The 11,764-nt window shown below is 59.7% G+C and carries 10 protein-coding genes; 9 read left to right on the forward strand and 1 reads right to left on the reverse strand.

Annotation, left to right across the window (positions count from 1 at the left end; genetic code table 11):
- Window position 1 precedes the first annotated feature (1 nt).
- The 9 genes from M0746_RS12280 to M0746_RS12320 all read left to right on the forward strand — a co-directional run bounded on the left by M0746_RS12280 (window position 2) and on the right by M0746_RS12320 (window position 10,486).
- Window positions 2–907 (forward strand): AraC family transcriptional regulator, encoded by a 906-nt coding sequence (locus M0746_RS12280; protein WP_093101725.1) that lies wholly within the window; start codon window positions 2–4, stop codon window positions 905–907.
- Window positions 908–1,251: 344 nt separating this feature from the next.
- Window positions 1,252–2,562: an ABC transporter substrate-binding protein gene (locus M0746_RS12285; protein ID WP_090283317.1), complete on the forward strand. Its 1,311-nt coding sequence runs from the start codon at window positions 1,252–1,254 to the stop codon at window positions 2,560–2,562.
- Window positions 2,563–2,709: 147 nt separating this feature from the next.
- Window positions 2,710–3,636 carry a carbohydrate ABC transporter permease gene (locus M0746_RS12290; RefSeq protein ID WP_203417866.1) on the forward strand — a complete coding sequence of 309 codons (927 nt, stop codon included), beginning with the start codon at window positions 2,710–2,712 and terminating at the stop codon, window positions 3,634–3,636.
- A gap of 8 nt (window positions 3,637–3,644) precedes the next feature.
- The gene (locus M0746_RS12295) at window positions 3,645–4,475 is read left to right on the forward strand and encodes a carbohydrate ABC transporter permease (RefSeq protein WP_090283315.1); all 831 of its coding nucleotides are present in this window, start codon (window positions 3,645–3,647) and stop codon (window positions 4,473–4,475) included.
- Between the two features lie 163 nt (window positions 4,476–4,638).
- A complete protein-coding gene (locus M0746_RS12300) occupies window positions 4,639–5,742 on the forward strand; it encodes an ABC transporter ATP-binding protein (RefSeq protein ID WP_090288524.1) in 1,104 nt (367 codons plus the stop codon).
- A 15-nt stretch (window positions 5,743–5,757) separates the two neighbouring features.
- On the forward strand, window positions 5,758–7,233 hold the full coding sequence (locus tag M0746_RS12305; protein WP_258449369.1) for a mannitol dehydrogenase family protein: 1,476 nt from the start codon (window positions 5,758–5,760) through the stop codon (window positions 7,231–7,233).
- Window positions 7,234–7,372: 139 nt separating this feature from the next.
- A complete protein-coding gene (xylB, locus tag M0746_RS12310; protein WP_258449370.1) occupies window positions 7,373–8,869 on the forward strand; it encodes a xylulokinase in 1,497 nt (498 codons plus the stop codon).
- 13 nt (window positions 8,870–8,882) lie between these two features.
- Window positions 8,883–9,821, forward strand: a complete 939-nt coding sequence (locus tag M0746_RS12315) for a carbohydrate kinase family protein (protein WP_258451476.1) — start codon at window positions 8,883–8,885, stop codon at window positions 9,819–9,821.
- Window positions 9,822–9,865: 44 nt separating this feature from the next.
- The gene (locus tag M0746_RS12320; protein ID WP_258449371.1) at window positions 9,866–10,486 is read left to right on the forward strand and encodes a transglycosylase SLT domain-containing protein; all 621 of its coding nucleotides are present in this window, start codon (window positions 9,866–9,868) and stop codon (window positions 10,484–10,486) included.
- Window positions 10,487–10,581: 95 nt separating this feature from the next.
- On the opposite strand, the gene M0746_RS12325 is transcribed toward M0746_RS12320, so the two are convergent.
- Window positions 10,582–11,577: an IS110 family transposase gene (locus M0746_RS12325; protein WP_258449372.1), complete on the reverse strand. Its 996-nt coding sequence runs from the start codon at window positions 11,575–11,577 to the stop codon at window positions 10,582–10,584.
- Window positions 11,578–11,764: the final 187 nt, after the last annotated feature.

An 11,764-nucleotide genomic window follows, 5' to 3' on the forward strand; every position in this document is an offset into this window, starting at 1 on the left:
CATGACCCGAACCGCTCGCGTGACCGACCCTTCCTATGAGTTGATGGACGACCATAACGGCTTGTCCATCATCTACCGCCAGCACGGCTTCCCGTGCCCGCTGGTGCGTTGGCACTTTCACAAGGAATACGAACTGCACCTGATCGTCGCCAGTTCCGGCAAGGTGTTCATCGGCGACTACATCGGCAACTTTTACCCAGAAACGCTGTTCCTGACCGGCCCCAATCTGCCGCACAACTGGATCAGCCAGGTCGCCGAAGACGAAGTGGTGGAAAAGCGCGACATGCTGGTCAACTTCACTGATGAATTGTTCGAAAGTGGCCATCAGGTATTTGCCGAGTTGAAAACTCTCGCGCCGCTACTTGAACGTGCGCAGTACGGCATCGAGTTTCGCTGCAAGCGCACCATTCGCCAGGCCATGACGCTAATGCAGCGCATCGCTGACTCCAGCGGCATTACCCGCCTCGGGCATTTCTTCATCCTGATGGAACTGCTCGCGGCCAGTGATGATTTCCTGTTGTTGTCCGGTGCAACGACGCCGCAATTGGCCGACGAGCACAACATCGACCGCACCAACCGCGCGGTCGATTACATCTTCAGCCACTACGCCCGGGATATCTCGCTGGAGGAAGTTGCCGAGCACCTGGGCATGACCCCGACTTACTTCAGCCGGGTGTTCAAGCAGGCCACCGGGCGTAACTTCATCGAGTTCGTCAACCGCCTGCGCATCAGCAAGTCCTGCGAGTTACTGGCCGATGGCGATAAACCGGTGACCGAGGTGTGCTTTGAATCGGGCTTCAACAATATTTCCAATTTCAACCGGCGTTTTCAGCAGCTCAAGGGCATGACGCCGTCGCATTACCGACGGCTCGCGGTGCAGCGCCTGACCGAGCAAAATCACCTCTGACAACACCGCAATTCCCTGTGGGAGCGAGCCTGCTCGCGAAGGCGGTGGGTCAGTGAAAAATCTGGGGATGACACACCGTCTTCGCGAGCAGGCTCGCTCCCACAGAGGACACCGTTGCGGTCGAAAACCTATACAGATTCAATACTCCTCCCCCGCTGCAAACCCCTTCCCTGCGTTAACCCCTGCAAACCCTAGTGCAAAAAAGTATCGATAAAAGTGCTAGGGATGATTTGTCTCTGCGCCGATTGAAGGCTGTAATCAGCGCAGATTCTTCCTGTCGTCGGAAGACACAAAAACAATAACCGTCCTTCTGTTACCCGCCGGGTGCAGAAAAGGAGTGCACGATGCAACCCACTGCAAAAGCTCTGCTTGCCCTCACCTGCATGACCCTGAGCAGCGTCAGCCTTGGCGCCCAGACCCTGACCATCGCCACCGTCAACAACAGCGACATGATCCGCATGCAGAAACTTTCGAAGACGTTCGAGAGCGAGCACCCGGACATCAAGCTCAATTGGGTCGTGCTCGAAGAAAACGTTCTGCGCCAGCGCCTGACCACCGACATCGCCACTCAGGGCGGCCAGTTCGATGTGTTGACCATCGGTATGTACGAAGCCGCACTGTGGGGCGCCAAGGGTTGGCTGGAACCGATGAAGGACCTGCCGGCCAGTTACGCCCTCGACGATGTATTTCCTTCGGTCCGCGAAGGCTTGTCAGTGAAAGGTTCGCTGTATGCCCTGCCGTTCTACGCCGAAAGCTCGATCACCTATTACCGCACCGACCTGTTCAAGGACGCCGGGCTGACGATGCCCGAGCGGCCGACCTGGGAAGAGATCGCCGGGTTCGCCGAAAAACTCACCAACAAGGACAAGGAACAGTACGGTATCTGCCTGCGCGGCAAGGCTGGCTGGGGTGAGAACATGGCGCTGATCACCACCGTCGCCAATGCCTATGGCGCGCGCTGGTTCGATGAGCAGTGGAAACCGGAATTCAGCGGTCCGGAATGGAAAAACGCGCTGAACTTCTACGTCAACACCATGAAGAAATCCGGCCCGCCGGGCGCTTCCAGCAACGGCTTCAACGAAAACCTCGCGCTGTTCAACAGCGGCAAGTGCGCGATCTGGGTGGATGCCAGCGTCGCCGGCTCTTTCGTGACGGATAAAACCCAAAGCAAAGTCGCCGAGCACGTCGGCTTCACCTTCGCTCCGCATCAGGTCACCGATAAAGGTTCGGCCTGGCTGTATTCGTGGGCGCTGGCGATTCCAACCAGCTCCAAAGCCAAGGACGCCGCCAAGCAATTCAGCGCCTGGGCCACTTCCAAAGAATACGGTGAGCTGGTGGCGAAAACCGATGGCATTGCCAACGTGCCGCCCGGCACTCGCGCCTCGACCTACAGCGACGCTTACATGAGCGCCGCGCCGTTCGCCAAGGTCACCCTGGAATCGCTGAAGGCCGCAGACCCGAGCAAACCGACACTCAAACCGGTGCCTTATATCGGCATTCAGTTGGTGACCATTCCTGAATTCCAGGCGGTGGGCACTCAGGTCGGCAAGTTGTTCTCGGCGGCGCTGATCGGCCAGACCACAGTGGATCAAGCCCTGGCCGCGGCACAGCAAACCACCGAACGCGAGATGAAGCGCGCCGGTTATCCCAAGTAACCAGCACAGCTCTCTCTTGCTTTTGTAGGAGTGAGCCTGCTCGCGATTGCGGTGTGTCAGTCACCATCTGGTTGGATGGAAAAACGCTATCGCGAGCAGGCTCACTCCTACAGGGATCTTCATTCGCCTGTCGAATCGGTTACTGCCATGAATACTTCAACTGCCAAAGCCCACATCGAACTGGCGCCACCTCAGCGCAAACTGCGCGTGCGCAATCCCGGCTGGTTTCTGGTCAGCCCATCGGTGGCCCTGTTGCTGCTGTGGATGATCGTGCCGCTGGGCATGACGCTGTACTTCTCGATGATCCGCTACAACCTGCTCTACCCCGGCGAGAACGAATTCGTCGGGCTGGAGAACTTCACCTATTTTCTGACCGACTCGGGTTTCATGCCCGGCGCGACCAATACGTTGCTGCTGGTGGGCAGCGTGTTGCTGATCAGCGTGGTGTTCGGCGTGTTGATCAGTGCGTTGCTGGAAGCGAGCGAGTTTCTCGGGCGCGGGCTGGTGCGGGTCATGCTGATCTCGCCGTTCTTCATCATGCCCACGGTCGGCGCGCTGATCTGGAAGAACCTGATTTTTCATCCGGTGTCGGGAATCCTCGCGTACATCTGGAAGCTGTTCGGCGCCCAACCAGTGGACTGGCTCGCCCACTACCCGCTGCTGTCGATCATCATCATTGTCTCCTGGCAATGGCTGCCCTTCGCGATCCTGATTCTGATGACCGCCATGCAGTCGCTGGATCAGGAACAAAAAGAAGCCGCGCGGCTGGATGGCGCCGGTCCGATCGCGATTTTCTGGCACCTGACCCTGCCGCATCTGGCACGGCCGATTGCCGTGGTGGTGATGATCGAAACGATCTTCCTGCTGTCGGTGTTCGCCGAAATTTTCACCACCACCAACGGTGGCCCTGGCTATGCCTCGACCAACCTCGCCTACCTGATCTACAACCAGGCGCTGGTGCAGTTCGACGTCGGCATGGCCTCGGCGGGCGGCTTGATTGCCGTGGTCATTGCCAACATCGCGGCGATCATTCTGGTGCGAATGATCGGCAAAAACCTGACTGACAAAGCGTGAGGCCCGCCATGACTCTCCAACAATCCCGCCGCTTGCAAAGCCTGTTGCTCGGCACTTTGGCCTGGGCCATCGCGATCGTGATCTTTTTCCCGATCCTGTGGATGGTGATGACCAGCTTCAAAACCGAAATCGATGCGTTCGCTACGCCGCCACAGTTCATCTTCATGCCGACTCTGGAGAACTACCTGCACATCAACGAGCGCAGCGACTACTTCAGTTTCGCCTGGAACTCAGTGGTGATCTCCTTCAGCGCCACGGCCCTGTGCCTGTTGATTGCGGTGCCTGCGGCGTACTCGATGGCGTTCTACGAAACCCAGCGCACCAAAGGCACGCTGCTGTGGATGCTCTCGACCAAGATGCTGCCGCCCGTGGGCGTACTGATGCCGATCTACTTGCTGGCCAAAAGTTTCGGCCTGCTCGACACGCGCATTGCGCTGATCGTGATCTACACGCTGATCAACCTGCCGATCGTGGTCTGGATGGTTTACACCTACTTCAAGGACATCCCCAAAGACATCCTCGAAGCCGCCCGCCTCGACGGTGCCACGCTGTGGCAGGAAATGGTCCGGGTGCTGCTGCCGATCGCCAAGGGCGGCCTCGCCTCGACCGTGTTGCTGTCGCTGATCCTGTGCTGGAACGAGGCGTTCTGGTCGCTGAACCTGACCTCGTCGAAAGCCGCGCCGCTGACGGCACTGATCGCCTCGTATTCCAGTCCCGAAGGTTTGTTCTGGGCCAAGTTGTCGGCGGTGTCGACGCTGGCCTGTGCGCCGATTTTGATCTTCGGCTGGATCAGCCAAAAGCAACTGGTGCGCGGCCTCTCGTTCGGTGCCGTGAAATGAACATCCCAAACCCAACCCCGCCCTTGTGGGAGCGAGCCTGCTCGCGAAAGGGCCGTGTCAGCGACTTCACTGTTGAATGACACACCGCATTCGCGAGCAGGCTCGCTCCCACATTGAAAAGCGCGTCCGGCTTAACAGAATAAAAACCATGGAGGCCCATCTCATGGCCAACCTGAAAATCAAGAATCTGCAAAAAGGCTTCGAAGGCTTTTCCATCATCAAGGGCATCGACCTTGAAGTGAACGACAAGGAATTTGTGGTCTTCGTCGGTCCGTCGGGCTGTGGCAAATCCACCCTGCTGCGTTTGATCGCGGGCCTGGAGGAAGTCAGCGACGGCACCATTGAACTGGATGGCCGCGACATCACCGAAGTCAGCCCGGCCAAGCGCGATCTGGCGATGGTGTTCCAGACCTACGCGCTGTACCCGCACATGACCGTGAAGAAAAACATGTCGTTCGCCCTTGATCTGGCCGGCGTGCCGAAAGCTGAAGTTGAGAAGAAAGTCGGCGAAGCGGCACGGATTCTTGAGCTCGGCCCGATGCTTGAGCGCAAGCCGAAACAACTTTCCGGTGGCCAGCGTCAGCGCGTGGCGATCGGCCGCGCCATCGTGCGCAACCCGAAGATTTTCCTCTTCGACGAACCACTGTCCAACCTCGACGCCGCGCTGCGCGTGCAGATGCGCCTGGAACTGCTGCGCCTGCACAAAGACCTGCAAGCGACAATGATTTACGTCACCCACGATCAGGTCGAAGCAATGACCATGGCCGACAAGGTCGTGGTGCTCAATGGCGGCCGCATCGAACAGGTCGGCTCGCCGCTGGACCTCTATCACAACCCGGCCAATCTGTTCGTCGCCGGTTTTCTCGGTACGCCGAAGATGGGCTTCCTCAAGGGCAAGATTGCCCGCGTCGATGCGCAGAGCTGCGAGGTGGCACTGGATGCCGGCACGCGCATCAACCTGCCGTTCAACGCCGCCAGCCTCAGCGTCGGCAGCGCGGTGACTTTGGGCATCCGCCCTGAGCATCTGGAACTGGCGCAACCGGGCGATTGCAGCCTGGCGGTGGTCGCCGACGTCAGCGAACGCTTGGGCAGCGACACGTTCTGCCACGTCACCACCAACGCCGGCGAAGCCCTGACCATGCGCGTGCGCGGGGATCTCGCCAGCCGTTATGGCGAACAACTGAACCTGCACCTGGACGCCGCCCACTGCCATCTATTCGATGCCGAAGGTGTGGCGTTGACCCGCCCGCTGCGTGCCGCGGCCTGATTTCGAGACTATCCGATGAAACTCAACCAACAGAACCTCAACCGGCTCGCCGCTGAAGTGCAATTGCCGGCCTATCGCCTCAGCGACACCCGCCAGGGCATTGCGCACATTGGCGTCGGCGGCTTCCATCGTGCGCATCAGGCGTACTACACCGACGCGCTGATGAACAGCGGCGAAGCGCTGGACTGGGCGATCTGCGGCGTCGGTTTACGCGCCGAAGACCGCCGCGCCCGTGACGATCTCAAGGAGCAGGATTACCTGTTCACCCTGTTTGAACTCGGTGACAGCGATAACACCGAAGTACGGGTGATCGGTGCGATCCGCGACATGTTGCTGGCCGAAGAAGGCGCTCAGGCACTGATCGACAAGCTCGCCGATCCGCAGATCCGCATCGTCTCGCTGACCATCACCGAGGGCGGCTATTGCATCGACGACAGCAGCGGCGAATTCATGGCGCATCTGCCGCAGATCCAGCATGACCTGGCGCATCCAGAGGCACCGAAAACCGTGTTCGGCTTTCTTTGTGCAGCGCTGGAAAAACGCCGGGCGGCGGGTATTCCGGCGTTCACCGTGATGTCCTGCGATAACCTGCCACACAACGGCGCTGTAACCCGCAAGGCGCTGCTCGCGTTCGCCACCCTGCGCAACCGCGACCTGTGCAGCTGGATCGACGCCAACGTCAGCTTCCCCAACGCGATGGTCGACCGGATCACGCCGATGACCAGCACCGCGCATCGGCTGCAACTGGCGGACAAACACGGCGTCGACGATGCCTGGCCGGTGGTCTGCGAGCCGTTTGTGCAATGGGTGCTCGAAGACAAGTTCGTGAATGGCCGTCCGGCCTGGGAAAAGGTCGGCGTGCAGTTCACCGACGACGTTTCGCCCTACGAGGAAATGAAGATCAAACTGCTCAACGGCAGCCATCTGGCGCTGACGTATCTGGGTTTTCTCAAGGGTTATCGCTTCGTCCACGAGACCATGAACGACCCGCTGTTCGTGCGTTACATGCGCGCCTACATGGACCTGGACGTGACCCCGCAACTGGCGCCCGTGCCGGGCATCGATCTGAGCGATTACAAGGACACGCTGGTCGCGCGGTTTTCCAATCAGGCGATTGCCGATCAACTGGAACGGGTGTGTTCGGACGGCTCGTCGAAGTTTCCCAAGTTCACCATCCCGACGATCAATCGGCTGATCGCCGATGGCCGCGAGACCCGGCGCGCCGCGTTGGTGGCGGCGGCGTGGGCGCTGTACTTGAAGGGTGTCGATGAGAACGGCGATACCTACACGATTCCTGACCCACGGGCGGCATTTTGTCAGGCGTTGGTGGCGGACGATAAGTTGATCACTGAGCGGTTGCTGGGGGTCGAGGAGATTTTTGGCGCGGCGATCCCGAAATCGGCGGAGTTTGTGGCGGCGTTCGAGTGGTGCTACAACAGCTTGCGCGACGAAGGCGTGACGCGAACGCTGGAAATAATCCTCGCAGACTGATCGTTCCCACGCTCTGCGTGGGAATGCAGCCCGGGACGCTCTGCGTCCCACCAAAGAGCGAACAGCGGACGCGGAGCGTCCATTGAGGCATTCCCACGCTGAGCGTGGGAACGATCGACACAATCCGACCGGTGCATAAATGACAACGACAAAGCTCTTCCTCGGCATCGACTGCGGCACCCAAGGCACCAAAGCGATCATCCTCGAAGCCGTCAGCGGTCAGGTCCTCGGCCAGGGCGCCGCACCACACACGATGATCAGCGGCGCCAACGGTCGCCGCGAGCAGGACCCGAAGCAATGGCTGGAAGCCTTCGCCCTCGCCACTCGCCAGGCGTTGCAGGCAGCGAATGTCGATGGTCAGGACATCCTCGCCATCGGCGTTTCCGGACAGCAGCACGGTCTGGTCCTGCTCGATGATCAAGGCGAAGTGCTGCGCCCGGCCAAGCTTTGGTGCGACACCGAAAGCAGCCCTGAAAACGACCGTCTGCTTAATCAACTGGGTGGCGAGCAAGGTTCGCTGGAGCGCCTCGGCGTGGTCATTGCGCCGGGTTACACCGTGTCAAAACTGCTCTGGACCAAGGAGCAACATCCCGAGGTTTTTTCGAGCATCGCACGCATTCTGCTGCCCCATGACTACCTGAACTTCTGGCTGACCGGTCGCGCCTGCAGTGAATACGGCGATGCCTCCGGCACCGGCTATTTCAACGTGCGCACCCGCCAGTGGGACTTGCAACTGCTGCGCGACATCGACGCCAGCGGGCGCCTCGAAGCGGCGTTGCCCGAGCTGATCGAAGCCCACGAAGCGGTCGGCACGATCCTGCCGACGGTTGCCGACCAGCTTGGCCTGAACCGCAACGCGCGGGTCGCCAGTGGCGGCGGCGACAACATGATGGGCGCCATCGGCACCGGTAACATTCAGCCAGGCGCGATCACCATGAGCCTCGGCTCTTCCGGCACGGTTTACGCCTATTCCGACACAGCGGCTGTCAGCCCGGATGCCTCGGTCGCGACGTTCTGCTCCTCCAGCGGAGGCTGGTTACCGCTGATCTGCACGATGAACCTGACCAACGCCACCGGTGCGATTCGCGAGCTGTTCGCGCTCGATTTGCCGCGCTTCAACGATCTGGTCGCCCAAGCCCCGATCGGCGCTGATGGCGTGTGCATGTTGCCATTCCTCAACGGCGAACGCGTCCCCGCCCTGCCCCACGCCACCGGCAGCCTGCACGGCCTGACGCTGGACAACCTGACCCAGGCCAACCTGTGCCGCGCCGCCGTCGAAGGCACGACCTTCGGTTTGCGTTACGGGCTGGATCTGCTGCGGCGCAATGGTTTACAAAGCCTGCGCATCTGCCTGATCGGCGGTGGTTCAAAAAGCGCAGTCTGGCGGCAGATCGTCGCCGATATCATGAACACCCCGGTGATCTGCACCGAGCAAAGCGAAGCCGCGGCGCTTGGCGCGGCGATTCAGGCAGCGTGGTGCACTGCATCGGCTAACGGTGAGCAAGACAGCCTTGAAGATTTGTGCCAGCGCTGCGTAAAACTCGATGCCAGCAGCGAAACCCTGCCGATAGCCGCCAATGTCGCGGCGTTCCAGCAGGCTTATGAACGTTATCAACAGCATGTCGCAACCTTATAAAGAGCAAACAATCATGTACCTGGTGTGTGGCGAAGCCCTGTTCGATTTTTTCAGTGAAGACGATGCCAGCGGTCTGGCCTCGAAGGTCAATTTTAAGGCGATCGCCGGCGGTTCGCCGTTCAACGTCGCCGTCGGTTTGCGCCGCTTGGGTGTGGACTCGGCGTTGTTTGGCGGCTTGTCCACCGACTACCTCGGTCGGCGCTTGCAGCAGGTCTTGAAAGACGAAGGCGTGCGCCCGGATTATCTGGTGGAGTTCGCCGCGCCGACCACGCTGGCGATGGTCGCGGTCGGTGCCAACGGCTCGCCGCATTACAGCTTTCGTGGCGAAGGCTGCGCCGACCGGCAGTTGAGCGCGGCGCACCTGCCGATCCTCGGTACCGAGGTGCGCGGCCTGCACGTGGGCTCGTTCTCGCTGGTGGTGCAGCCAATTGGCGACGCCCTGCTGCAACTGGTGCAGCGCGAAAGCGGCCAGCGCCTGATCACCCTCGACCCGAACGTACGCCTCAATCCCGAGCCGAACATCGAGTTGTGGCGCGAAAGCATCGCCACGCTGGTGCCGCTGGTGGACCTGATCAAGGTCAGCGACGAGGACCTGAGCCTGCTCTATCCCGAACAGGATCCGCAGCAGGTCATCGAACGCTGGCTCGAGCATCGCTGCCAGATCGTTTTCCTCACCCGTGGCGGCGACGGCGCCAGCGTCTTCAGCCGTCAGCATGGTCATTGGTCGGTGCCGGCAGTCTCGGTGAAAATCGCCGACACCGTGGGCGCTGGCGATACCTTCCAGGCGGCGCTGATTACCTGGCTCACCGAGCACGGTCTGGATTCGGTCGAAGGCGTGCAACAACTGGCGCGCGAACAGATCGACGCCATGCTGCGTTTCGCCGTCCAGGCCGCCGCGCTGACCTGCAGCAAGACCGGTCCGGATCTGCCCTATCGTCAGCAGTTGAGCTGAGCGCGTAGACTGTCGGCTTTTTTGCGCACGACGGGATACCGCTTTTGAAATACGGGCAGACGCTTGGACTACTGACACTGGCAGCACTGATGACCGGGTGCGGCACCTCGCCGCCCCGTTCGCCAGAAGACATCTGCGAAATCTTTCGCGAAAAAAGCGACTGGTACGACGCCGCGCAAGTCACGCAAAAACGCTGGGGCGTGCCGATTCAGGTGCCCTTCGCGATCATGTATCAGGAATCCGGCTACCGCTACGACGCCAAGACCCCGCGCAAATATCTGTTGTGGGTGATCCCGTGGGGCCGGGTGTCGACCGCCTCGGGCTACGCCCAGGCCAAGGATGAAGTCTGGGCCGACTACCAGAAAAGCACCGGCCGCAACTGGGCCGACCGCGAAGACTTCGATGACGCCATCGATTTCATCGGTTGGTACATGGACAAGACCACCTCGATCAATGGCATCTACAAATACGACGCCTACAACCAGTACCTCAACTACCACGAAGGCTGGGGCGGCTTCCGCAACAAGACCTACGCCAGCAAAGCCTGGCTGCCCCCGACCGCGCGCAAGGTGCAGGTACGCTCCGACACTTACGCACGGCAATACGCCGGGTGCAAAGAGGACTTGAACCGCGGATTCTGGAGCCGGTTCTGGCATTGGTTGTAATGGTGAACGTTCGACCGCCGTCGCTAGCAGGGCCAACTTCCATAGTTGAACTCTCATGCCTGAAACCCATTCCCCTGTAGATACTCTGTTCACGGTCAAGCTTTTGCGAGGTGTTTCTCGCTAAAAAGCTTGGCCGTATTGAAATCTTCGCCGGCTCGCATACAGGCCCACAAGCCGGTCAGGTATTTGCGCATGACGGCGATGATGGCCTGCATCTTTCTTTTCCCTCGCCCGATCAAGGCTTCGTAAAAAGCTTTCACGTTACTGTCGCAACGTATGGCAGTCAGCGCTGGCATATACATCGCTGAGCGTAGGTAGGCGTTTCCGCCCTTACTTATCCGTCCAGGTTTATCGATGCTGGTACCTGATTGCGTAAGCCGCACATCGAGCCCTGCATGTCGGCTGACCTGGGCGGACTTAAGCGTCACTGGCAAGGTCGTCAATTCAGCCAATGCCGAAAATACTGAAATTTCGCCCATGCCTGGCGCTGCGATCATGTGCCCGAACTGGGCGCTTAGGGTTGGGCAATTGTCGATCAGCGCCCGACCTGCGAGCCTGAAACGCTCGATTCGCTTGTCAAAAGCTTCAATGGCTTCTTCTTCGTCTTCAATCAGCATTTTCACGGTTGTTTGAGTAGCTTTCAGCGCATGCAGCTCGTTCTTGGCTCGGGTGCGATGACACGTCAAACGATTGATATGCCTTCCGATAGCCCGCAGTTCCAGCTGTATGGTCGTGGGCGGCGTCCACAATTTTGGACTCATGCGTTCGCCGTATTCAGCTAGCAGCTGGGCATCGATCGCATCGGTTTTGCTGTTTTTCAACATCAGCTTGGCAAAGTTATGAAAGCTCTTCGGGTTGATAACCGAAACGGGCAAACCCGCCGCATTGAGTTCCATGGCCAAATCCAGGTAATAGATGCCGGTGGCCTCCATCACTACGGATAAAGGCTTGAGCTCGAGCAATCTGTTGACCGCTGCTTTGCGCCCGGCGGGCGTTTGGTCGATGTTGCAGGCACCTGCAAAACGGCCGTCGTTGCGCCAGCCCATGGCGGTCGTGCGAGACCCCACATCCAAACCGACATGCATGCTCATGCTTTCAACTCCGAGTGAACTGGGTTAGAAATGCATCCTGGTTCCCCTGACCTCGAACTTCATGCCACTGCAACCTTGTAATGCGAAGTCCGACTTGTCGGCTTCTCGATACTCTTCGTGGTGGGCAATGAGGCGGGGGACCTCTCTACAGACAAGGTCAGGAGCAAGTCCTGCCTTTAGGAGTGAT

The sequence above is a fragment of the Pseudomonas sp. S11P7 genome (assembly GCF_023195435.1).
Taxonomy (GTDB): Bacteria; Pseudomonadota; Gammaproteobacteria; order Pseudomonadales; family Pseudomonadaceae; genus Aquipseudomonas; species Aquipseudomonas fluorescens_G.

Coding starts and splice junctions, on each gene's coding strand:
- M0746_RS12315 (WP_258451476.1), top strand. CDS start 8,883: ATGTACCTGGTGTGTGGCGAAGCCCTGTTCGATTTTTTCAGTGAAGAC.
- M0746_RS12285 (WP_090283317.1), top strand. CDS start 1,252: ATGCAACCCACTGCAAAAGCTCTGCTTGCCCTCACCTGCATGACCCTG.
- M0746_RS12295 (WP_090283315.1), top strand. CDS start 3,645: ATGACTCTCCAACAATCCCGCCGCTTGCAAAGCCTGTTGCTCGGCACT.
- M0746_RS12305 (WP_258449369.1), top strand. CDS start 5,758: ATGAAACTCAACCAACAGAACCTCAACCGGCTCGCCGCTGAAGTGCAA.
- M0746_RS12280 (WP_093101725.1), top strand. CDS start 2: ATGACCCGAACCGCTCGCGTGACCGACCCTTCCTATGAGTTGATGGAC.
- M0746_RS12300 (WP_090288524.1), top strand. CDS start 4,639: ATGGCCAACCTGAAAATCAAGAATCTGCAAAAAGGCTTCGAAGGCTTT.
- xylB (WP_258449370.1), top strand. CDS start 7,373: ATGACAACGACAAAGCTCTTCCTCGGCATCGACTGCGGCACCCAAGGC.
- M0746_RS12325 (WP_258449372.1), bottom strand. CDS start 11,577: ATGAGCATGCATGTCGGTTTGGATGTGGGGTCTCGCACGACCGCCATG.
- M0746_RS12290 (WP_203417866.1), top strand. CDS start 2,710: ATGAATACTTCAACTGCCAAAGCCCACATCGAACTGGCGCCACCTCAG.